This is a genomic window from Sulfitobacter sp. 1A15258 (assembly GCF_043557045.1).
Classification (GTDB): domain Bacteria; phylum Pseudomonadota; class Alphaproteobacteria; order Rhodobacterales; family Rhodobacteraceae; genus Sulfitobacter; species Sulfitobacter faviae.
This window is the reverse complement of sequence record NZ_JBIFFK010000002.1, coordinates 337,172-357,096: the sequence shown is the minus strand read 5'-3', so window position 1 is coordinate 357,096 and position 19,925 is coordinate 337,172. Positions and strand designations below refer to the sequence as shown.

Below are 19,925 nucleotides of genomic sequence, written 5' to 3'. Positions count from 1 at the left end.
GAGAAGCGCCCGGTTTTGCCGGGCGTTTTACTTTTGCGCGCAGTAGAGGCCATGCAGCGTTTCCAAAACGGCCACGGCCTCCTGCCCCTTGACGCGGTAAAAGATCGTCTGCCCCGCCCGGCGGCTGTCGACCAGACCGGCATCTTTCAACTTTTTCAGCTGCTGCGACATGGTGGATTGCGACAGACCGCAGGCCTGCGCCAAATCCCCGACCGAGCGTTCCCCACCGATCAGACGGCACAGGATCTGCAACCGCGCCTCTGACGCAAGCATCGTCATGAGCGCCGCAGCCCCGGCGATATCGCCATCCAGAAAGTCGTCCGTGTTTTTCATATTAGCATCATTGAATATTATGAGAGCGTAATATATACTGGTTTCCAGTCTGACACAAGCCAGCCGCTTGGCGGGCCGTAAGGAGTTGAGAGATGGAAACCGAATTCACACCATGGCTGTCGCTGGGCGGCGGCGCGATGATCGGGGCCTCGGCGGTGCTGTTGATGGCCACGAACGGGCGCATCGCGGGGATCAGCGGGCTGACCTCTCGGCTCTTCGCCCGCGACAGCGACGGCGAAGCGCGGAGTGTGTCGTTTTTCTTCGTGTTGGGGCTTTTGTTGGCCGCCCCGCTCTGGTTGCTCGTATCGGGTGGCTGGCCGCAGCAATGGGTGCCCTCGAACCCCGTCCTGATGGCGGTGGCCGGGCTGCTCGTCGGCTTTGGCGCGACCTATGGCAATGGCTGCACCTCGGGCCACGGGGTCTGCGGGATCAGCCGTGGCTCGGCGCGGTCGATCGTGGCGACGGTGACCTTCATGGCGACGGCATTCGTCACCGTCTTTGTCATGCGCCATGTGATCGGAGGGTGACATGAAACAGTTCTTCGCCCTCCTCTCCGGCCTTTTGTTCGGCATAGGCCTGATCGTTTCCGGCATGGCCGACCCGGCCAAAGTGCTGAACTTCCTCGATGTTTTTGGCACATGGGACCCCAGCCTTGCCTTTGTCATGGGCGGCGCCATCGCGGTGACGGCACCGGGGTTCGCATGGCTGTTCCGCTGCCGTCAGACCCCCTATTTCGACCATAAATTCCGCCTTCCCACCCGCAACGATCTTGAGCCGAAACTGCTGACCGGCGCCGCGATTTTCGGCATCGGCTGGGGCTTGGGCGGCTTTTGCCCCGGCCCGGCATTGACCGCCCTGCCCATCGCGGCCAGCGGCACCTTGATCTTTGTCCCCTTCATGCTGGGCGGCATGTGGGTCGCCCGGCACAGCCCTGATTTGACCTCTATAACCAAGAAAGGACCAGCCAGATGAGCGACCCTCTCAATTCACCCGTCGTGCGCCACTCCCCTTCGACCGGCGCAGGCAGCCCCGATGTCTGGGGCATCTATGAGCCTGACACCGGCTCGATCCAATACATCTGTGCCGATCCGGCGACAAAGAAGGCCGCGTTGATCGACGTGGTGTGGAACTTCAACCCGAAGAACTACAAATTCACGACAGAAAGCATGGACCAGGTGCTGGATCTCGTGAAGGAAAACGGTCTTACCGTGGAATGGGTGCTCGATACCCACCCCCATGCGGATCACGTCATGGCCTCGGCCCAGTTGAAAGAGCGCACGGGCGCGCCCAATGCCATCGGCGCGCTGGTGCCTGAGATCGCCAAGATCTGGGCCGATCTTTACAACATGCCCGATGCCTTTGACCCGGACCGCGATTTTGACCACCTGTTTCAGGAGGGTGAGACCTTCAAGATTGGCGAGCTTGACGCCAAGGTGATGCTGTCGCCCGGACATACGCTAGGGTCGATCACCTATGTCTGTGGCGATGCGGCTTTTGTGCATGACACGCTGATGCAGCCCGATGCCGGCACCTCGCGGTCGGATTTCCCCGGCGGCACGACTGAGGAGCTGTGGGACTCGATCCAAGACATCCTCGCCCTGCCCGGCGACACGCGGCTTTACATCGGCCATGACTACGGCACCAAGGAGCGCAAGGAGCCGCAGTGGGAGGCCACGGTGGACGAGCACCGCGCCCATAACATCCACGTCAAGGATGGCACCAAGCGCGAAGATTATATCGAGCGCCGTCAGAAGCGGGACGCGACCCTGTCGCTGCCCAACCGCATCCTTGCTGCCTTGCAGATCAACCTGCGCGGCGGCCGACTGCCCCCGGCGGAGGATGATGGCCATCACTACCTGAAACTGCCCGTGAACCGTTTCGACTGAGCCAACCGGGTGGCCCCTCGGGGCCGCCCCTATCTGACGGATCGCCGCCCATGCCTTTCCCTTCGCTTTCGCACTACCTGCCGATCCTCGACTGGGGACGGTGCTATGACCGCGGCCAGTTCACCGGGGATATGATCGCGGCGGTAATCGTGACGATCATGCTGATCCCGCAATCGCTGGCCTATGCTCTACTGGCGGGCATGCCGCCCGAGGCCGGCATCTATGCCTCCATCGCGCCCATCGTGCTCTACGCCATCTTTGGCACCAGCCGCGCGCTGGCGGTGGGGCCGGTGGCCGTGGTCTCGCTAATGACGGCGACGGCGGTGGGCGAGATCGCGCAGAGCGGCACGGCGGGCTATATCACGGCGGCGCTGACGCTGGCCTTTCTGTCGGGCGCGATGCTTCTGGCGCTTGGGCTGTTTCGGCTGGGGTTTCTGGCGAATTTCCTGTCGCATCCGGTGATCGCGGGGTTCATCACCGCCTCCGGCATCCTGATCGCCGCCAGCCAGTTGCGGCATATCCTTGGGATCGAGGCCGAGGGGCATACCCTGCCGCAGATCCTGTCGAGCCTCTGGGCGCACCTGGGGGAGGTCAATATCATCACCCTCGGCTTGGGCTTGGCCGCCACGGCCTTCCTGTTCTGGGTGCGCGGCGGGTTGAAACCGCTGCTGCGGCGCATGGGGCTGGGGCCGCGGATGGCGGATATCGGGGCCAAAACCGGGCCGGTGCTGGCGATCTTGGCCACGACGCTGGCGGTCTGGGGCTTCGATCTGGGTGCGCGGGGTGTTGCGATCGTGGGGGAAGTGCCGCAGAGCCTGCCGCCGCTCACCCTGCCCTCCTTCTCCCCCGACCTGCTGTCGCAACTCTTCGTCCCGGCGCTGCTGATCTCGGTCATCGGCTTTGTCGAGAGCATCAGCGTGGCGCAGACCTTGGCCGCAAAGAAACGCCAGCGGATCGACCCGGATCAGGAGTTGATCGGCCTCGGCAGCGCCAACCTTGGCGCGGCCTTTACCGGCGGCTTTCCGGTCACCGGGGGGTTCTCGCGCTCGGTGGTGAACTTCGACGCGGGCGCCGAGACCCCTGCCGCAGGCGCTTTCACTGCCGCCGGGCTGGCGCTGGCGGCGCTTTTTCTGACGCCGCTCATCCACTACCTGCCCAAAGCCACGCTGGCCGCCACGATCATCGTCGCGGTGCTGAGCCTCGTCGACTTCTCAATCCTGAAACGCGCTTGGGCCTTCAGCCACGCCGATTTCGCCGCCGTCAGCGTGACGATCCTGCTGACGCTAATCTTCGGCGTCGAGGCCGGGGTGAGCGCGGGCGTCGTGACCTCGATCCTCGTGCATCTTTACAAGACCTCGCGCCCGCATATGGCCGTGGTGGGCCGGGTGCCGGGGACCGAGCATTTCCGCAACGTGCTGCGCCACGAGGTCGAGACCCAGCCCCATGTGCTGAGCCTGCGGGTGGACGAGAGCCTCTATTTCCCCAACGCGCGGTTCTTGGAGGATCAACTGGCCCAATATGCCGCCGACAAGCCTGACCTGACGGATGTGGTGCTGATGTTCCCGGCGGTGAATGAGATTGACCTTTCGGCGCTGGAATCGCTTGAGGCGATCAACACCCGGCTGAAGGACGCCGACATCCGCCTGCACTTGAGCGAGGTGAAAGGCCCGGTGATGGACCGGCTGAAGCGCAGTCATTTCCTTGACGAGCTGACCGGGGAGGTCTTTCTCAGCCAGCATGAGGCGGCCTGTGCGCTGGCAAACACCCCCGGTGACGCCGCAGGGTAAATATTCGGGAACCGCGCCGCCCGCTGCGCGTTTGCCTGCCATGAACAAGACATTTGCCCGCGCCGCCGCCCTCTCCGCCAGTATTTTCGCCACCACTGCCAGCGCCGAAGAGGTCGGCAAGGTGGATGTGGATTGGCTGGGCAATGACATCATCGTCGAAGCCGTGGCCGACCCCAAGGTGAAGGGCGTGACCTGCCATCTGGCCTTTTTCGAACGCGGGCTGATCGACCGCCTGCAAAAGGGCAATTGGTTCGAAGACCCGTCGAACTCTTCGATCTCCTGCCGTCAGACCGGCCCGATTGAGATCGGTGACATTGACCGTGGAGACGAAGGCGAAAACGTCTTTAGCGAGCGCCGCTCGATCATCTTCAAGACCTTGAAGGTGAAGCGTATTTTCGACGAAGCGAACAACACGCTGATCTACATCAGCCACAGCCAGCGGGTGCAAGACGGCTCGGCCAAGACATCGATGTCGACGGTGCCCCTGTACCAGCCCGGTCAGTAGCCGAAAGCCGAGGATCGCTTAGGCAAAGCCTTGCCATTGGGGCGATCCTGCCTTGTCGGGCGACCTGCCTGCGATATGCTGCGCAAAAGGCAACAACGCAGCGACAGGCAGGTTTTATGAGACATTCACGCAGAACATTCGCATTCGGGCTCGCCGCATTGGGGCTGACCTCGGCCTGCTCCACCGGGGGCGGCACGCTTGGCCCCGCGGCGGCGGCCGGGGTGCCGGACGATCTGCGGCCTGTGCCCAACGCGGGCTATGACGCATGGGTCGCGGCGTTCAAAAACCGCGCCTCCGCACAGGGGATTTCGGCCAGCACCTTGGACCGAGGGTTCCGTGGCACGGGCTATCTGCCCGGCGTGGTCAAACGCGACCGCAATCAGACGGAATTCAGCCGCAGCTTGGAAGATTACCTCGCCATCGCCGCCTCGGATGAGCGGGTGTCAAAGGGGCGCGCAGCCTTTGCCCGCCACCGCAGCACATTGAACGCGATTGAGAGCCGCTACGGCGTCGCGGCGGAGATCGTCGCGGCGGTCTGGGGGTTGGAGAGCTTCTTTGGAGAGCGGCGCGGCAATGTGCCTGTCGTCTCGGCCACCTCGACATTGGCCTATGATGGGCGGCGCGGAGCGTTCTTTGAAAAGCAGTTGATCGCGGCGCTGAAGATCCTGCAAAACGGCGACATCACTGCCGACCGGCTGACCGGGTCTTGGGCCGGGGCCATGGGGCATACGCAGTTCATTCCCACCTCTTACCAAGCCTTCGCGGTGGATTTCACCGGCGACGGGCGGCGCGATATCTGGTCGGAAGACCCCAGCGACGCGCTGGCCTCGACCGCCGCATATCTGTCGCGCAACGGCTGGACGCGGGGGCTGAAATGGGGCGGTGAGTTGGGCAGTCTTCCCGCCAGCGCGGGGTCGGTGATCCAGCCGCAGGCGGGCGGGCCGCAGTTCGTGGTGACCAGCAACTTCCGCGCGTTGAAACGTTACAACAACTCCGACAGCTATGCGATTGGCGTGGGCCATCTGGCGGATCGCATCGCGGGCGGCGGGCCGCTGCGCGGCAGCTTCCCGCCCGACGCCAATGGGCTGACCAAGGACGACCGGATCGCGCTACAGCAACGACTGACCGCGCGGGGGTTCGATACCGATGGCGCGGATGGGGTGATCGGGCCGAACAGCCGCAAGGCGATCAGCGCCTATCAGGCCAGCGTAGGCCTGCCCGCGACTGGTGAGCCTTCGGTCGACCTGCTGCGCCGGTTGCAGTAGGCGACGTAGGTCGGCCTTTCCCACCCTCCACGCTGGGGGTGGCGGCGAGGCAATCGGGGCGAGATTTTTTATACCACGAAGGGCAGCGCCGACCCGCGGGGTGGTGCTGAAAGCGCCGCCCCAGGGGGGCGGGTCGGCGCTGCCCGGCCTGCAGCCGGGCGACCCTAGAAGTTCAATCTGCGGTAAAGCTCAGCCTGGGCTGATGCCTGCCCGGTCGAGCATCCCTGCCACCTCGGCAAAAGAGGATTGTGGCGGGGTGTGTTCGGCCTTGCGCTGGCTGAGAAACGCCTCACATGGCCCGGCAAAGGCGATGGCGCGGTCAAGCTCGGGGTTGCTGCCCGCGCGGTAGGCCCCGATGCGGATCAATTCTTCCATATCCGCATGGGCCGCCAGCGCCTTATGGGCGGCGGTGAGCAGCGTATATTCCACATCACTGTGGCAATCCGGCAACGTCCGAGAGACGCTCGCCAGCAGGTCAATCGCCGGGTAACGGCCCTTTTCGGCGATCTTGCGGTCGAGCACGATATGCCCATCGGTGATCCCGCGCACGGCATCGGCGATGGGGTCGTTCATGTCATCGCCATCCACCAGAACGGTGAAGATCGCGGTGATGTCGCCCTTGCCCACCGGCCCCGGCCCGGCGCGTTCCAGCATCTGCGGAAGCTCGGAAAACACCGTCGGCGGATAGCCCTTGGCGGTGGGCGGTTCCCGCGAGGCGAGGCCGATTTCGCGCTGCGCCATGGCGAAACGGGTGACGCTGTCCATCAAGAGCAGCACATGCTGGCCCTGATCGCGGAAATGCTCGGCCACGGCCATGGCGGTCCAAGCGGCTTGGCGGCGGGTCAGCGGCGGCTCATCGCCCGTGGCGACGACGAGAACTGCCTTTTCCATCCCTTCGGGGCCGAGGTCGGAGGCGATGAAATCCTGCACCTCGCGCCCGCGTTCGCCGACCAGTGCCATGACTACCACATCGCAGTCCGTATAGCGTGCCAGCATGGCCATCAGCGTCGATTTCCCGACGCCGGAGCCTGCGAAAATGCCCAAGCGCTGCCCCTGACAAAGCGGCGTGAAAACATCCAGCGCGCGGACATGGGTCGCGAGTTTCGGGCCGATGCGCTTGCGGTCGAAAGCCCCCGGCGGGGCGGCGCGCAGCGGGCGGGGGTCGTTGCCCTCGGGCAGATGCCCTTTCCCGTCGAGCGGCGTGGCCGAGGCGCTGATCACCCGACCCTTCCAGCTTTCATCGGGGCGGATCACATCGCGGCCAATCGCGACCTCGACCCGGTCGCCCGCCGCCACCCCGCGCCATGAGCCGAAGGGGAGCAATTCGGTGCCGTGACTGCCCAGCCCCACAACCTCGGCATGGACCGGGCCGTCAGAGCCATGCACGATGCAGCGCTCGCCGATGCCCAAGACCCGCTCCAGCCCCACGGCGGTCAGGGTGATGCCGGTGATCGCGCGCACTTCGCCGGTGATCTCGGCCTCGCCTGCCTCGCGGGCGAAACTGGTCAGCTCGGAAAAGAGTGTCTGCATGGATAAATTTCCTCTAGGAGCGCGGGGCAATATTTACTATACAAGGATTAAACAGGCTATAGGCAAAAAAATGAACTTGTCTAATCTTTCTATTCTTGGACTTGCGTCGGACCGGATGCAGTGGCTCTCGGCCCGGCAGAAGGTCGTGTCTGAAAACGTCGCCAATGCCTCGACCCCGAACTACAAGGCGCGCGATGTATCGTCCTTTGAATCGATGCTCAGTGGCGAGTTGTCGCGCGATACCGGGCTGGTGACCACCCATGACAAACACTTCACCGGCGTCGCCCATGGCACGCCCGGCGTGCGCGAAGTGACGGATGGCCACGCCAAGGGCACCACTTTGGATGGCAATACCGTGAACCTTGAAGAACAGGCCGTGAAGGCCGCCGAGATCGGCGATCACTACAGGTTGGCCGCACAGCTTTACCGCAAAAGCTATGACATGCTGACCATGGCCGTCACCGGAAACAGGTAAGGAAAGCCCATGGATCCGCTTCAGTCCATCGCCAAAATCGCCGCCAGCGGGATGACCGCGCAGACCGCGCGTTTGCGGGTGATCTCGGAAAACGTGGCCAATGCCGATTCAACGGGCACCACGCCCGGCGCCGATCCGTTTCGCCGCAAGACCATCAGTTTCTCGGAGTTGATCGACCGCAATGGCGGCGGTTCTTTGGTGGAGGTCGACCGTATCGGGCGCGACCAATCCCCCTTTCGCCGCGATTATGACCCGGCGCATCCGGCGGCGGATGAAACCGGCTATGTCAAACGCCCCAATGTCGATCCGATCATCGAGATGGCCAACATGCGCGAAGCCTCGCGCAACTACGAAGCCAATATGAACATGTTCGAGTCAGGCCGCCGGATGCGCGGTCAGATGCTCGACCTGCTGAAGTGAGGCTGACCTGAGATGAGCGATCCCGCCTCCCTGATCTCGACCGCCGCGGTTCGCGGTGCCTATCGCACCTCGCAATCGCTGACGGCGCAAAAGGGCGAAGCCATCGCCGAAGAGGCAGGCGCCAGCGCCAATAGTTTCACCAATATGGTGCAGCAAGCCTCGGAAAGCGCGCTGGAAACGGTGCGCGAGGGCGAAGCGGTAGCCCAAGCCGGGCTGCGCGGTGAGGCGGATACCCAGCAGGTGGTCGAAGCCATGCTGGCGATGGAATCCACCGTCAAAGTGGCCGTGTCTGTGCGCGACCGCTTTGTCGAAGCCTATCAGGAAATTCTGCGGATGCCGATCTAGGCCATGACCGAAACCCAGACCTATGACATCATCTCTGCTACCGTCTGGGCCGTGCTTCTGGCCTCGGGTCCGGTGTTGGGGGTGGCGCTGGCGATTGGTCTGGTGATCGCGTTCTTTCAAGCGCTCACGCAGATTCAGGAAATGACGCTGACTTTCGTGCCCAAGATCGTGATGATCTTTGTCACCCTGCTGGTCGCGACGCCGTTTATGTATGCCACGCTGAAGAACCTGTCGGACACGATTTTCGACCTCGTGCAGAACGGTGGGCTGTGAGGGGCTGGCGGCATATCGCGGCGGCGGCCCTTCTGGGTGCCGCGCTCGCCTCCCCCACTCTCGCGCAGGGCTGGGGATCTTTTTATGAGCCGTCGCAGAAAAACGCGGTGACCACGACCGCGCGGACGCTGGCCGCCAAGGGCGGGCCCGAAGGCGTCTGCATCCGCGAAATCCTCGCCGCCCAAACCCGCCATGGCATCCCCGACAATCTGCTGCTGGCCATCGGCCTGCAAGAGGCAGGCACCCGCCGCAACGGGCATTTCACGGTCTGGCCCTATGCGGTCAACGCCGCAGGCGAAGGGCGGCTGTTCGACAGCCGCACTGCCGCGCTGGATTGGATTGCAGAGCGTCAGGCAAGCGGTATCCGCTCCATTGACGTGGGCTGTATGCAGATCAACATGCGCTGGCACCCGGATGCCTTTGACAGCCCCGCCCAAGGGTTCGATCCGCGCGTGAATGTCGACTACGCGGCGCGGTTCCTCAAGCGGTTGCACCGGCGCACGGGCAGCTGGATGCAGGCCGCGGGGTCGTACCATTCTTTCGAGCCGGAATACCGCGACACCTACCTCGACCGTTTGCAAAAGAACATTTACGCTGCCAACGCGCGGTTGCCGGAGTTTCAGGCACTGGCCAGTGCCAGCCCGGGCCCCGCCCGCCCGCGCAAAGCGGCGCGGCGTGACGCGGGCAGCTATGATCGTTTGGCGGCCAAGGCGACATGGGGCGCGCAGATCGGCGGGGCGGCGAACGCCCGGCGCTCGCTTTACTCCGCCCATGAGATGCAGCCGGTCCTGCCGCAGTTTACCACCGTCCCGGCGGAGGATGCGGGATGAGCACGAAACCCAATACCCTTCTGCCGCAACTGAGCATGTTTGGCGCCAATAAGGACGTGAGCTTTGCCGTCGGCATGGCGCTGGTGCTGGCGGTGCTCTTCCTGCCGCTGCCGCCGATCCTGTTGGACTTCGGGCTGGCGCTGTCGCTCTCGCTCTCGGTGCTGATCTTCATGGTGGCGCTTTGGATTCCATCACCCTTGCAGTTCAACTCTTTCCCGACGCTGCTGCTCGTCACCACCATGCTGCGGCTGTCGCTCAACGTGGCCTCGACCCGGCTGATCCTCAGCGAAGGCCATGCGGGGATGCATGCGGCGGGGGATGTGATCCAAGGGTTCTCCAAATTCATCGTGGCGGGGAATTTCGTTATCGGCGTGGTGATCTTTGCCATCCTCGTGATCATCAATTTCGTCGTGATTACAAAGGGGTCGACCCGGATCGCCGAGGTCGCCGCGCGGTTCTCGCTGGATGCGATGCCGGGCAAGCAGATGGCGATCGACGCCGATATGGGCGCGGGGCTGATCGACGAAGACGAGGCCCGCCGCCGCCGCAAGGAGCTTGAGGACGAAAGCGCCTTCTTCGGCGCGATGGACGGTGCTTCGAAATTCGTGCGCGGCGATGCGGTCGCGGGGCTGATCATCACGCTGATCAATGTGATCGGGGGCATCCTCATCGGCGTCGTGCAGCGCGGCATGGGCGTGGGCGATGCCTTCAACGTCTTTACCTCGCTGACCATCGGCGACGGGCTGGTGAGCCAAATTCCGGCGCTTGTCGTCTCGCTCGCCGCCGGTCTGATCGTGACCAAGGGCGGCACGCGGGGGGCGGCCAATGAGGCGGTGTTCGATCAGCTTTCGAACTTCCCCAAGGCGCTCTACATGGCGGCTCTGCTGCTCTTTGGCATCGGTCTTTTGCCCGGCTTCCCGCTGCTGGTCTTTGCCCTTCTGGCCGCGGCCATGGTGGGCTTGGGCCTGATGATCCAGCGTGGCGCAGCCGAGGCGGCAGAGGCCAAGGCGAAGGCCGATGCCGAGGCGCAGAAAAAGCAGGAGATGCCGGAGGTCGACAACAACCCGATGCATCTGGATGAGCTGCGGCTGGTGCTGGGCGAAGGGCTGGTGGCGCTGGCCAACCGCCCCGACGCGGTACTGCCGAGCAAGATCAAATCCCTGCGCAAGCATTTTGCCGAGGAATTCGGCTTTCCCATGCCCTCGGTGCGGATCAAGGATGACGTGAGCCTGCCGATCAACAGCTACGCCTTCCAAATTCACGGCGTCGACGCGGCCAAGGGGGACATCCGCGCCAACCAGATGATGGTGATCAATCCCGAAGGCGCGCCGCTGCAACTGCCGGGTGAGGCGACGCGCGAGCCGACCTTTGGGCTGGATGCGCTTTGGGTCGACAGCAAGGTCGCCGATCAGGCCGAGGCGCAGGGCTATACGGTGGTGGACCCGGAAAGCGTGATCACCACCCATCTGACCGAAGTCGTCAAAGAGAACATGTCGGAATTGCTGACCTATGGCGCGGCAAAAGAGGCGATCGAAGGGTTGGACCGGAACTATCAAAAGCTGGTCAACGACCTGCCTGTCCCCTCCCCCGCCATTCTGGTGCAGCAAGTCTTGCAGGAACTGCTGCTTGAACGCGTCTCGATCCGCAACCTGCCGCTGATCGTCGAGGCGATGGCCGAGGCGACGCGCCAGACCTCCAAGCCCGCGCTGGTGCTGGAGAACGTGCGCCGCCGCCTGTCGAGCCAGATTTGCCAAGGACTGGCCGATGGGCAGGGCTTTGTGCCGGTCATCACCCTGTCGCCCTCATGGGAGGCGGAGTTCATCGAGGCGGTCAAGATCGTGGGCGAGGACCGCACCTTTGTCATGTCGCCCAAACGGGTGCAGGAATTCGTGCTGCAAGCCCGCCAACAAATCCAGCGTTTTGCCTCGGAAGACAGTTGGCCCGCGCTGATGGTCAACCCCGAGGCGCGGTCTTATGTGCGTTCCATGCTGGAACGGGTCAGCCCGATGACGCCGGTGATCTCCAACGCCGAAATTCATCGCAAGGTATCCCTGCGGACCGTCGCCACCATCGGGGGCTAGGGATGGACCTCTCCGCCCTTTTGACCGACGCGCTGATGGGATACTTCGTCGTCTTTGCCCGCATCGGCAGCGCGCTTTTGTTCATGCCGGGCTTTGCTGAAACCTCGGTGCCCACGCGGCACCGGCTTTTCTTTGGTCTGATCCTGAGTGCTGCCCTTTATCCGGTCACCGGCCTTGGCCCCGTGGCCGAAGATCGCCCCGCCGCGCTGCTGTTGATCTTTGGCTCTGAGATCACCGTGGGGCTTTGGATTGGGCTGGTAGCGCGCACGCTGCTTTCGGCGCTGCAATTCGCCGGCTATCAGATGGCACTGATGTCGGGGCTGGCCAATGCTTTGGCCCCGAACATCGGCGCCTTCGAGGGGGCGACCTCTATGGCGGCGATGCTGTTGATCGGGGCCACGGCGCTGATCTTCATCACCGACCTGCACCACCTCATCATTGAATCGCTGCTGATGTCCTATCAGGTCTTCGTGCCCGGCACCTTCATGCTGGCCGATCTGACCGACCAATTCGCGCGGGCAACGCAGGTGAGCCTCTACCTTGGCCTGTCCATCGCAGCCCCCTTCTATGTCGCCGGTCTGGTGCTGAACGTCGGGATGGGTCTGGCCAACCGCATGATGGCGAGCCTTCAGGTCTTCTTTATCGCCCAGCCCCTGCTGATCGCCGCCGGGCTGGCCTTGATGGTGCTGGCGGTTCCGACCATGATGCGCGGGTTTCTTGAGCCCTTCGCGAATTGGCTCACCACCTACGGATTCTAGCCCATGTCGGAAGAGGACAAGAGCAGTAAGACCGAAGAGCCGACGGAGAAAAAGCTCCGCGACGCGCGCAAGAAAGGCGACGTGCCGCAATCGCGTGAGACCGGCACCGCGATGCTGGTCTTTGCCCTGCTGATGATCCTGATCTTCGTGCTGCCTGCCTCGATCGACGGGATCGTGGCGGCGCTGCAAAGCCCCCTATTGGGGGCGGGTGTCACTGCCATCGGCACCGGCGGCACAGGCGTCGCCGAAGCGGGCCAGGTGCTGAAATCGCTGGGGTTCACGCTGGGTCTGGCGATGATGCCGGTGGTGGGGATCATGGTGCTGGCAGCCCTTTTCGGCGTGTTGATCCAAGGCGAGACTGTCGTCTCGGCCGAGCGGATCAAACCGAAGTTTTCCAAGCTGAACCCGCTGTCGGGGTTCAAACGCCTGTTCTCGGCCGAGGCTTTCGTCGAATTCGCCAAGAATACGGCCAAGGTGCTGGTGATCGGTTTCATTACCGTCTGGGCCGTGCGCGACATCGCGCAGTCGCTGGGCCAGACGCAGGCTTTCATCCCCGAGACGCTGCTGCAAGCGACCCTGCAAAAGGTGCGCTGGATTTTTCTGGTCACCACCGTGCTCTTGGTGCCCATCGCCATCGCCGACATCATCTGGAAGCGGGCGCAGTGGAAAAAGAAACAGATGATGAGCCTCAAGGAAATCCGCGACGAGCATAAAGACAGTGAGGGTGATCCGCAGATCAAGGGCCGCCGCGCCGAATTGCGCCGCGCCCGCGCCCGTCAGCGCATCGCGCAGGCCATCCCCAATGCCAGCGTGATCCTGACCAACCCGACCCATTACGCCGTGGCGCTGAAATATGAACAGGGCGTCGATGACGTGCCGATCTGCGTGGCCAAAGGGGCCGATGTCATGGCCCACCGCATCCGCGAATTGGCCAAGGAACACGACATTCCGATGATCGAGAACCGTCCATTGGCCCGCGCCCTCCACGCGGCGGTGGAGGTGGACGACCGCATTCCGATGGAACACTGGCAGGCGGTGGCCGAGATCATCGGCTTTGTCATGGACCTGCGCCGCAATGTGCGCCGCAAGCCCCCTGCCGGGTCGTCAATCCGCGAGGAGTGATGCGCGCTCAGCGCAGGCGCAGCCCTTCGAGGTTGCGGTCGGCGGGGAGTTTGGAGCGTTCCAGCAGGATTTTCGTGATCAACCGCGCCCGGACAAGGCTGAACGAGCCCATGATCTGCGCGGCGTCCCGTTCGGGCATAGCACCGATGACCTGCACGGCGGTTTCCACGTCGATCTCATCCATGATGCCCGCCGCCACCTGCGGCTTCATGTTGCGGTAAAGTTCGACCAGTTTGGTTATGTCCTGATTGTTCGCCTCTTCGATCACCTTGAGCTGCGCGCCGATCTCGTCGCGCAGGCTTGCGAGGCGGGTCTGTTCGGCCTTGAGGCTCTGTTCGGCCAGCGCAAGCTTGGCTTCGCGGTCGGCAATCGTGTCGCGCTGCTCTTTCAGCAGCGCGCGCTCTTCGGCGATGGCTTCGGCAATCAGATGGCTTGGCTCACACATGCCGCTCTCGCCCGGGGCGCTGGCGTCATAGCTGGGCGGCGCGGGGGCGGCGGCAAGCTCAACAGGGACCGGGGGCGTGTCATCGGGGGTTTCGGCGATGGCCATCATCGGCATGAACTCAACAGTGAGTTTGAGCACACCAGCCACGCCAAGGCCAAAAAGCGCGATCTTGGGCAGGGAAATACGGCTCATTCCTTACGCTCCTTGGTGATGTCGAAAAAGGTACGGACCAGTTCGGATTTGCCCTGCACCGCCGCTTGGCCCCGGACCTGCGCACGGCCCTTGAGCCGCGCGGCGCGCATCTGGGCCGGGTTCTGGCCTGCCGGGGCAGGCTCGGGCGCGGCTTGACGGGGCGGCGTGGCCTCGCGCTGCACCGGCGGCTCGGGGCGCTGTACCTTGGTGCTGAGGTCACGCAGGTCTTCGACCGATTTCGCCGATTGATCGACTGCGTTGGAAAAGGCCCCGACCATCGGCTCCATCTCTTTCAGGGTCGCCATCAAGGCACGAACGCGGCGGTCAAGGATAAAGGCATAGACCAGCGTGCCGACCAGCAGCACGATGATGAGGATATCAATCAAGGCCGGCATCATCGTCGCTGTCCTCCTGATTTTCCTTAGGGAGCAAGGATTGGATCACCCGCAGCGCCAAGGCGCCATTGCTGCGCTGGCCAAAGGCCGCTTGGAACATCGGCTGGGCGTTCACCATGCCGACCACGGGGGTATCGACGGTCATGCCCAGATCGATCACCTGACCGGGCTTCCATTCCAGCACCTCATGCAGCGGGATCGTCACCTGCTGCAGCACGCCGGTGATGGTGACCGTGGTGCTGGAGATCTGGCTGTTCATATCCTTGCGCGCGTTGCTGTCGGTTGGCGAGCGCCCGCCAAGGAAGGGCTGCGCAAGCTGGGCGCTGACCTCGTCCAACGTGCCATAGGGCAAGACCAACGCCATATGGCCGCTGCGGTCTTCGAATTGCATATGCAAGCGGACCAGCACCGTCGCCGTGCGCGGCGCGGCCAGCATGACCGACCGAGGGTTGGATTCGAGCGATTGAATGTCGAATTGCACCGGGCTGACATCCTGCAGGCAATGCGCCAAACCTTTGAGCGACAGCTCCGCCAGCCTGCGGCCCAGTTTCTGTTCAATCGCGGTCAAGCCGCGGGGTTTCCACTGCTGGCTGGTGGCGCGGCGGCCACCCAGCATGATCTCAAGCACCGAGAACAGCAGGTCAGGCTCGACCACACAGGCGATCTGGCTGCCCCAGCTTTCCGCATTGGCAATGGCGATGAGCGAGGGCGACTGGATGCTCTCCATCGCGTCCTCATAGGGCATGTATTCAAGCGAGCTCAGCTCGATCTCGGGGGCGACGGTGCAATAGGACTTGAGGTCGGGCACCAGCGCCAACAGCAGACGGTCGATGATGATCTCAAGCGTAGGCAGGCGCTGGAAGCTTTCGCGCGCCTGACGGATCATCGTCTCTTCGAGGCTCAGCGCATCGGGGGAGGCCGCTATCGTCATTGCACCACCATATCGGCAATCAGGATTTCATGCGGCGCGTCGGTGTGCCCCACCGCCCGCGCCCGGCGCAGCAGTTCGGTCTTTAGCATCGCCAGCCCATAGCTGCCCGACAGATCGCTGACATGCAACTGGCGCAGGAAGTCTTGGAAACTGTCGCGCAGGTAAATCTCACGCGCGACCAGACGGTCCGCGCCCTCGGCGGTTTCATCATAGACCATCAGCATGTTGAGCTTGAGGAAGCGGCTGGTCTGCCCGCCCTCCGGGCCGGTGTCGGTGACGTTTACGATGATCTCAGGAAAAGGCATGACCGGCATTTTGACTTCGGTCTTGGGCTTTGCGCCGTGGCCGTCTTCGCCGCCCTTCTCGCCGTGATCGTTCTCAGCCGTCTCAACGGTCTCTTCGGCGGTTTCCTCACCCCCAAGCCCGGCCATTTCAAGCAGCCCCGAAGGCCCGATGGCCAGCGTGACCCCACCCAGACCCGCAAGAAGGCAGAGCAAGACGACAGCAAGGATAGCGAGAGGCTTTTTCATTCTTTCACTCTTAATCGGATCCCGCGCGAAGCGCCATACGCAAGAACAAATACACCTTTAAACAAGCTTTATTGCAACAGAAACCTGTTTATTTTTCGGATCAGCCAAGTATAAATCGATATATGCTTGCATAGTGAGGGCCGAGTGGAGAATGCTCGGGCCATACAACCGAGTGAGGGGCCGTGAATCAGATCGTTGAAAACCTTAAGGATTTGGGTCCAAAGCGGCTGGCTCTTCTCGGTGGCATCGGTCTGGCGATCACCGCGGCCATCTTCATCGGCGCGCGGACCATCCTCGCCCCCACCTATGTCCCGGTTTACAGCCAGTTAAGCCCCGGCACGGCCTCGCAAATGATGCAGACGCTGGAACAGGCGGGGCTGACGGTCGATCTGTCGCGCAACGGCGATACCATCTCGGTCGCCGAGACCGACATCGCCCGCGCCCGCATGGCGTTGGCCGATGCAGGGCTGCCCGGCGAAGGCGTCCCGGGGTGGGAGATTTTCGACAATATGTCCGGCATGGGGATGAACTCCTTCATGCAAAAGGTGAACCGCCTGCGCGCGCTGGAAGGTGAGCTGGCCCGGTCGATCCAGACGATCAGCGGCATCAAGGCCGCGCGGGTGCATCTGGTGCTGCCCGAACGCGCCGCCTTTTCGCGCAGCCAGGCCGAGGCCAGCGGATCGGTCATCGTGCGCTCGCAGGCCAATACCAGCATGACGCGCCGTCAGGCGCAGGCGATCCAAGCGCTGGTCGCCTCCGCCGTGGCGGATTTGGAAGCGCAGAACGTGACCGTCCTCTCGGCCTCCGGCGAGACGATCCTGGCCAAGGATGAGGGCGGCAGCTCCGACTTTTCGCTGCAGGGGCAGCGCAGCATGATCGAAGAGCAATTGGCGCAAAAGGTTGAATCGATCCTCAACGCCCGGGTTGGGCCGGGCAATGCCCGCGTTCGGGTCAGCGTCGATCTGACGACCGAGCGCGAAGTGCGTGTCTCGCGCAGCTTCGATCCCGCCCAGCAGGTCGCCCGGTCGATCGAAACCCGCGTGCGCAACTCGAACGAGACTGACCCGGCGGCGGCCACGGTGGATGTGGCCAACAACATCCCCGATGAGCTGCGCGACGATGCAGGCGGGGCCGCAGGCCAGTCCACCCGCTCGGAAAACGATGAGATCATCAACTACGAGATCGGCTCGGTTCAGAGCGAATTGGTACGCGAGCCGGGCGATATCGAGCGTATCTCGGTCGCGGTGCTGGTCAACGGCAGCTACGGCACCCTGCCCGATGGGTCCGAAGGCTATATCGAGCGCAGCCCCGAGGAGATGGCGCGCCTAACGCAGCTGGTGAGCACCGCCATCGGCTTTGATCAGGCGCGGGGCGATCAGGTGCAGGTCGACAGCCTGCAATTCCTCGATTTCGATTCCGAGTTCAGCAACCCCGCCAGCCGTGGCTTAGGCGCGGTGCTGGCCGATAACGCCATGACCATTCTGCGCTCGCTCTTTGCCTTGGCGCTGGTGGCGATCATCATGGTGCTGGGCGCCCGCCCGCTGCGCATGGTGCTGGATGCCACCCTGCCCCAGCCCGCCGCGCTGGCCGGTGCCGGAGCCGATGCGGCGCTGCTGGACGGCCCTGAGGAAGACAACGCGCCCAAGGCGCTGACCGGCGGCACCCAGAAAGAGACGCCGCAGAACCGCCTGCCCACCCCGGCAGGGGCGCAGACCGGTGCCGTGCTCGGCCCGATGGATGAGATGCCCCGCGACATGGTGCATCTCGCCTCGGTCGAGGGGGCGGTTCAGCACAGCCAATTGCGCGCCGTGGCCGAACTGGCCGAGGACAACACCGATGACGCCCTGCGCGTTCTGGGCGAATGGCTGTCGGAAGGGGATGATCTGTGATCACGAGCCTCAAGCTTCAGAACTTCGACGAAGACGGCAAGAGCAAGCCGCAAGACCCGGCGCTGCCCACCCCCGAAGAGATCGAAGCGAAAATCAAAAAGGCCCATAAACAGGGCCATATCGAAGGCTATCTGGCCGGGGCCGATGCGGGCCGCGCCGAGATGCATCAGACCATGCAGGCCGAACATGCCGCCATGGCCGAAAAGCTCGCGCAGGAACTGGCGCGGCTGGCACAGGCGATGCAGGCTCATCAAGAAGCGCTGATGGCGCAGATCGTGGGCTTTACCCTGCAAACCTGCGAGATCGTCCTGCCCGAGGTGATCGAAAGGCTCTCGACCGCGCGGGTGAAAAAGACCGTGACCCAATCGCTGAAAATGGCCATCGGATCAAGCCATATCAAAGTGCGCCTGTCGCCCGCCACGCTGGATCAGATCGGCCCCGAGTTGCGGCAACGGGCGGTCTATTACAAATGCGACAGAATGCTGGACCTGCGGGCCGATCCCGAACTGCCCGATGGCGATGCGCGCATGGAATGGGACCACGGCAGCCTTGATTACGGGTTCAAAAAGATTTGCGACCGCCTGCTCGCCGAATTGCGCGACACCCATGCGCGGGCGCTGAAAGCACAAAAGGAGAAGGACGGAAATGGACAAGCCTGACCTGCAATCCCCCCAAGACGACAACAACGCCACAGAGGGCAAAGCGCCTGACGCCACGCCAGAGCAGCCGCGCGCCGATGCCTTTGGCAACGCCGCCAGCACGGGCGGCGATGATGCGGGCGTCTTCCCGCAGCTCGACACCGAAGACTCGCGCAATGCGCTGGCCCCCCGCCCCGAGGCGGGCGGCGCGGGCATCAACGCGATGCTGAACGTCGGCCTCGACGTGCAGATCGTGCTGGGCCAAGCCCGTATGCCGATTTCGCGCCTGCTGGAACTCACCCGCGGCTCCATCGTGGAGTTGAACCGCAAGATCGGTGCGCCGGTGGACCTTATGGTCTCTGACCGTTTGGTGGCGCGCGGTGATCTCGTAAAGGTCGGCGAAGACCGGCTGGGCGTGTCCCTGACACAGATCGTCAAGGACTATGTCCCTGACTGACCGCCCCTCTCTGCGCAGCTATGCGTCGGGCCGTATGGGCCTTGCCCTGCTGGTGCTTCTCGCCAGCGGCAGCATGGCCATGGCCCAAGACGGCGGGTTTCTCAGCACCCTGTCGGATGTGATCGGCGATACCGCGCCCGGCAGTGACGAAAACGCCAATCTCTCGGGCCGGATCGTCCAGTTTATCGCGCTGATCACCGTGCTCAGCATCGCGCCGGGGCTTTTGGTGGTGATGACCAGCTTCACCCGCTTTGTCATCGTCCTGTCGATGCTGCGCTCGGCCCTTGGCCTGAACCAGACCCCGCCCAATATCGTGCTGACCTCGCTGGCGCTGTTCATGACCTTCTTCGTCATGCAGCCGGTGTTTGAGGACGCCTATGAGGCCGGGGTCGAGCCGCTGCTGGAAAACGCCATCGCCGAGGAACAGGCGCTGGAGCGGATCGCCGCGCCCTTTAAGACCTTCATGTACGTCAACACGCGGCCCGAAGACTACGCCCTGTTCCTGCGCATCGCGCCCGCGGATGAGGAGGCCGAAGAAAGCCCCCTGCCCGCCTCGGCGGAAGAGGCCACCTTCCGCCATCTGGTGCCCGCCTTCATGATCTCGGAACTGCGCCGTGCCTTTACCATTGGTTTTCTGATCTACCTGCCCTTCGTCGCCATCGACCTTATCGTCGCCTCGGTTTTGATGAGCGCGGGGATGATGATGCTGCCCCCGGTACTCATCTCCTTGCCGTTCAAGGTGATCTTCTTTGTGCTGATCGACGGTTGGTACATGCTGGCGGGATCGCTGATTGAAAGCTATGTGCCGCTTGCCGGTGGCTGACCTGCACTGAAAGGA

At 63.4% G+C, this 19,925-nt stretch carries 24 protein-coding genes; 18 read left to right on the top strand and 6 right to left on the bottom strand.

Annotation, left to right across the window (positions count from 1 at the left end; genetic code table 11):
- Nucleotides 1-27: 27 nt before the first annotated feature.
- Nucleotides 28-333 carry a metalloregulator ArsR/SmtB family transcription factor gene (locus ACGYK9_RS05830; protein ID WP_067261016.1) on the bottom strand — a complete coding sequence of 102 codons (306 nt, stop codon included), beginning with the start codon at nt 331-333 and terminating at the stop codon, nt 28-30.
- A gap of 92 nt (nt 334-425) precedes the next feature.
- On the opposite strand from ACGYK9_RS05830, the gene ACGYK9_RS05825 reads away from it, so the two are divergent.
- The 6 genes from ACGYK9_RS05825 (at nt 426) to ACGYK9_RS05800 (ending at nt 5,776) form a co-directional block, all read left to right on the top strand.
- Nucleotides 426-860 carry a YeeE/YedE family protein gene (locus tag ACGYK9_RS05825; protein ID WP_394413664.1) on the top strand — a complete coding sequence of 145 codons (435 nt, stop codon included), beginning with the start codon at nt 426-428 and terminating at the stop codon, nt 858-860.
- A 1-nt stretch (nt 861) separates the two neighbouring features.
- Complete coding sequence (locus ACGYK9_RS05820) at nt 862-1,305, top strand: DUF6691 family protein (protein ID WP_394413661.1); 444 nt, start codon at nt 862-864, stop codon at nt 1,303-1,305.
- The gene (locus tag ACGYK9_RS05815; protein WP_394413658.1) at nt 1,302-2,219 is read left to right on the top strand and encodes an MBL fold metallo-hydrolase; all 918 of its coding nucleotides are present in this window, start codon (nt 1,302-1,304) and stop codon (nt 2,217-2,219) included. Before ACGYK9_RS05820 ends, ACGYK9_RS05815 begins: the two co-directional genes overlap by 4 nt.
- A gap of 50 nt (nt 2,220-2,269) precedes the next feature.
- Nucleotides 2,270-4,006 carry a SulP family inorganic anion transporter gene (locus tag ACGYK9_RS05810; RefSeq protein WP_394413655.1) on the top strand — a complete coding sequence of 579 codons (1,737 nt, stop codon included), beginning with the start codon at nt 2,270-2,272 and terminating at the stop codon, nt 4,004-4,006.
- A gap of 40 nt (nt 4,007-4,046) precedes the next feature.
- Nucleotides 4,047-4,511 (top strand): CreA family protein, encoded by a 465-nt coding sequence (locus ACGYK9_RS05805; RefSeq protein ID WP_394413652.1) that lies wholly within the window; start codon nt 4,047-4,049, stop codon nt 4,509-4,511.
- Between the two features lie 116 nt (nt 4,512-4,627).
- Nucleotides 4,628-5,776, top strand: coding sequence for a lytic murein transglycosylase (locus ACGYK9_RS05800; protein WP_394413649.1), 1,149 nt, complete (start codon nt 4,628-4,630; stop codon nt 5,774-5,776).
- Nucleotides 5,777-5,965: 189 nt separating this feature from the next.
- Here the strand turns inward: ACGYK9_RS05800 and ACGYK9_RS05795 are convergent, their stop codons facing one another.
- Complete coding sequence (locus ACGYK9_RS05795; RefSeq protein WP_209217492.1) at nt 5,966-7,306, bottom strand: FliI/YscN family ATPase; 1,341 nt, start codon at nt 7,304-7,306, stop codon at nt 5,966-5,968.
- Between the two features lie 70 nt (nt 7,307-7,376).
- On the opposite strand from ACGYK9_RS05795, the gene flgB reads away from it, so the two are divergent.
- The 8 genes from flgB to flhB all read left to right on the top strand — a co-directional run bounded on the left by flgB (nt 7,377) and on the right by flhB (nt 13,610).
- Complete coding sequence (gene flgB / locus ACGYK9_RS05790; RefSeq protein WP_067261029.1) at nt 7,377-7,781, top strand: flagellar basal body rod protein FlgB; 405 nt, start codon at nt 7,377-7,379, stop codon at nt 7,779-7,781.
- 9 nt (nt 7,782-7,790) lie between these two features.
- The gene (gene flgC / locus ACGYK9_RS05785; protein WP_067261031.1) at nt 7,791-8,201 is read left to right on the top strand and encodes a flagellar basal body rod protein FlgC; all 411 of its coding nucleotides are present in this window, start codon (nt 7,791-7,793) and stop codon (nt 8,199-8,201) included.
- A 12-nt stretch (nt 8,202-8,213) separates the two neighbouring features.
- Complete coding sequence (locus ACGYK9_RS05780; RefSeq protein ID WP_067261033.1) at nt 8,214-8,546, top strand: flagellar hook-basal body complex protein FliE; 333 nt, start codon at nt 8,214-8,216, stop codon at nt 8,544-8,546.
- A 3-nt stretch (nt 8,547-8,549) separates the two neighbouring features.
- A complete protein-coding gene (fliQ, locus tag ACGYK9_RS05775; protein ID WP_093928374.1) occupies nt 8,550-8,819 on the top strand; it encodes a flagellar biosynthesis protein FliQ in 270 nt (89 codons plus the stop codon).
- 107 nt (nt 8,820-8,926) lie between these two features.
- Nucleotides 8,927-9,649: a lytic transglycosylase domain-containing protein gene (locus ACGYK9_RS05770; protein ID WP_394413645.1), complete on the top strand. Its 723-nt coding sequence runs from the start codon at nt 8,927-8,929 to the stop codon at nt 9,647-9,649.
- Entirely contained in the window at nt 9,646-11,730 is a 2,085-nt protein-coding gene (gene flhA, locus ACGYK9_RS05765) for a flagellar biosynthesis protein FlhA (protein ID WP_394413642.1), read from the top strand. Before ACGYK9_RS05770 ends, flhA begins: the two co-directional genes overlap by 4 nt.
- A gap of 2 nt (nt 11,731-11,732) precedes the next feature.
- Nucleotides 11,733-12,488, top strand: coding sequence for a flagellar biosynthetic protein FliR (locus ACGYK9_RS05760; protein WP_394413639.1), 756 nt, complete (start codon nt 11,733-11,735; stop codon nt 12,486-12,488).
- Nucleotides 12,489-12,491: 3 nt separating this feature from the next.
- Nucleotides 12,492-13,610: a flagellar biosynthesis protein FlhB gene (flhB, locus tag ACGYK9_RS05755; RefSeq protein ID WP_394413636.1), complete on the top strand. Its 1,119-nt coding sequence runs from the start codon at nt 12,492-12,494 to the stop codon at nt 13,608-13,610.
- 7 nt (nt 13,611-13,617) lie between these two features.
- Here flhB and ACGYK9_RS05750 read toward each other — a convergent pair whose 3' ends face one another.
- The 4 genes from ACGYK9_RS05750 to fliL are packed head-to-tail and all read right to left on the bottom strand — an operon-like array spanning nt 13,618 to nt 16,103.
- Nucleotides 13,618-14,247 (bottom strand): MotE family protein, encoded by a 630-nt coding sequence (locus ACGYK9_RS05750; protein WP_394413633.1) that lies wholly within the window; start codon nt 14,245-14,247, stop codon nt 13,618-13,620.
- Nucleotides 14,244-14,645 carry a flagellar motor switch protein gene (locus tag ACGYK9_RS05745; RefSeq protein WP_394422435.1) on the bottom strand — a complete coding sequence of 134 codons (402 nt, stop codon included), beginning with the start codon at nt 14,643-14,645 and terminating at the stop codon, nt 14,244-14,246. Before ACGYK9_RS05745 ends, ACGYK9_RS05750 begins: the two co-directional genes overlap by 4 nt.
- Complete coding sequence (locus tag ACGYK9_RS05740) at nt 14,626-15,573, bottom strand: flagellar motor switch protein FliM (RefSeq protein ID WP_067261046.1); 948 nt, start codon at nt 15,571-15,573, stop codon at nt 14,626-14,628. Before ACGYK9_RS05740 ends, ACGYK9_RS05745 begins: the two co-directional genes overlap by 20 nt.
- On the bottom strand, nt 15,570-16,103 hold the full coding sequence (gene fliL / locus ACGYK9_RS05735) for a flagellar basal body-associated protein FliL (RefSeq protein WP_394413628.1): 534 nt from the start codon (nt 16,101-16,103) through the stop codon (nt 15,570-15,572). The genes ACGYK9_RS05740 and fliL overlap by 4 nt, the downstream gene beginning before the upstream one ends.
- A 182-nt stretch (nt 16,104-16,285) precedes the next feature.
- Between fliL and fliF the strand changes: the two genes are divergently transcribed.
- The 4 genes from fliF to fliP are packed head-to-tail and all read left to right on the top strand — an operon-like array spanning nt 16,286 to nt 19,910.
- Nucleotides 16,286-17,992, top strand: coding sequence for a flagellar basal-body MS-ring/collar protein FliF (gene fliF, locus ACGYK9_RS05730; protein WP_394413625.1), 1,707 nt, complete (start codon nt 16,286-16,288; stop codon nt 17,990-17,992).
- Nucleotides 17,989-18,651 carry a FliH/SctL family protein gene (locus ACGYK9_RS05725; RefSeq protein ID WP_168612846.1) on the top strand — a complete coding sequence of 221 codons (663 nt, stop codon included), beginning with the start codon at nt 17,989-17,991 and terminating at the stop codon, nt 18,649-18,651. The genes fliF and ACGYK9_RS05725 overlap by 4 nt, the downstream gene beginning before the upstream one ends.
- Nucleotides 18,638-19,087 (top strand): FliM/FliN family flagellar motor switch protein, encoded by a 450-nt coding sequence (locus ACGYK9_RS05720; protein WP_394413620.1) that lies wholly within the window; start codon nt 18,638-18,640, stop codon nt 19,085-19,087. The genes ACGYK9_RS05725 and ACGYK9_RS05720 overlap by 14 nt, the downstream gene beginning before the upstream one ends.
- Complete coding sequence (gene fliP / locus ACGYK9_RS05715) at nt 19,074-19,910, top strand: flagellar type III secretion system pore protein FliP (RefSeq protein ID WP_394413617.1); 837 nt, start codon at nt 19,074-19,076, stop codon at nt 19,908-19,910. The genes ACGYK9_RS05720 and fliP overlap by 14 nt, the downstream gene beginning before the upstream one ends.
- The last annotated feature ends 15 nt before the right edge of the window (nt 19,911-19,925 follow it).

Bases quoted from the DNA above. Each gene is read 5' to 3' on its own strand.
- ACGYK9_RS05815 (WP_394413658.1), top strand. From the start codon at position 1,302: ATGAGCGACCCTCTCAATTCACCCGTCGTGCGCCACTCCCCTTCGACC.
- ACGYK9_RS05750 (WP_394413633.1), bottom strand. From the start codon at position 14,247: ATGAGCCGTATTTCCCTGCCCAAGATCGCGCTTTTTGGCCTTGGCGTG.
- ACGYK9_RS05745 (WP_394422435.1), bottom strand. From the start codon at position 14,645: ATGATGCCGGCCTTGATTGATATCCTCATCATCGTGCTGCTGGTCGGC.
- ACGYK9_RS05820 (WP_394413661.1), top strand. From the start codon at position 862: ATGAAACAGTTCTTCGCCCTCCTCTCCGGCCTTTTGTTCGGCATAGGC.
- fliQ (WP_093928374.1), top strand. From the start codon at position 8,550: ATGACCGAAACCCAGACCTATGACATCATCTCTGCTACCGTCTGGGCC.
- ACGYK9_RS05720 (WP_394413620.1), top strand. From the start codon at position 18,638: ATGGACAAGCCTGACCTGCAATCCCCCCAAGACGACAACAACGCCACA.
- flhB (WP_394413636.1), top strand. From the start codon at position 12,492: ATGTCGGAAGAGGACAAGAGCAGTAAGACCGAAGAGCCGACGGAGAAA.
- ACGYK9_RS05740 (WP_067261046.1), bottom strand. From the start codon at position 15,573: ATGACGATAGCGGCCTCCCCCGATGCGCTGAGCCTCGAAGAGACGATG.
- ACGYK9_RS05825 (WP_394413664.1), top strand. From the start codon at position 426: ATGGAAACCGAATTCACACCATGGCTGTCGCTGGGCGGCGGCGCGATG.
- ACGYK9_RS05830 (WP_067261016.1), bottom strand. From the start codon at position 333: ATGAAAAACACGGACGACTTTCTGGATGGCGATATCGCCGGGGCTGCG.
- flgB (WP_067261029.1), top strand. From the start codon at position 7,377: ATGAACTTGTCTAATCTTTCTATTCTTGGACTTGCGTCGGACCGGATG.
- ACGYK9_RS05760 (WP_394413639.1), top strand. From the start codon at position 11,733: ATGGACCTCTCCGCCCTTTTGACCGACGCGCTGATGGGATACTTCGTC.
- ACGYK9_RS05810 (WP_394413655.1), top strand. From the start codon at position 2,270: ATGCCTTTCCCTTCGCTTTCGCACTACCTGCCGATCCTCGACTGGGGA.
- ACGYK9_RS05805 (WP_394413652.1), top strand. From the start codon at position 4,047: ATGAACAAGACATTTGCCCGCGCCGCCGCCCTCTCCGCCAGTATTTTC.
- flhA (WP_394413642.1), top strand. From the start codon at position 9,646: ATGAGCACGAAACCCAATACCCTTCTGCCGCAACTGAGCATGTTTGGC.
- ACGYK9_RS05795 (WP_209217492.1), bottom strand. From the start codon at position 7,306: ATGCAGACACTCTTTTCCGAGCTGACCAGTTTCGCCCGCGAGGCAGGC.
- ACGYK9_RS05800 (WP_394413649.1), top strand. From the start codon at position 4,628: ATGAGACATTCACGCAGAACATTCGCATTCGGGCTCGCCGCATTGGGG.
- ACGYK9_RS05780 (WP_067261033.1), top strand. From the start codon at position 8,214: ATGAGCGATCCCGCCTCCCTGATCTCGACCGCCGCGGTTCGCGGTGCC.
- fliP (WP_394413617.1), top strand. From the start codon at position 19,074: ATGTCCCTGACTGACCGCCCCTCTCTGCGCAGCTATGCGTCGGGCCGT.
- fliL (WP_394413628.1), bottom strand. From the start codon at position 16,103: ATGAAAAAGCCTCTCGCTATCCTTGCTGTCGTCTTGCTCTGCCTTCTT.
- flgC (WP_067261031.1), top strand. From the start codon at position 7,791: ATGGATCCGCTTCAGTCCATCGCCAAAATCGCCGCCAGCGGGATGACC.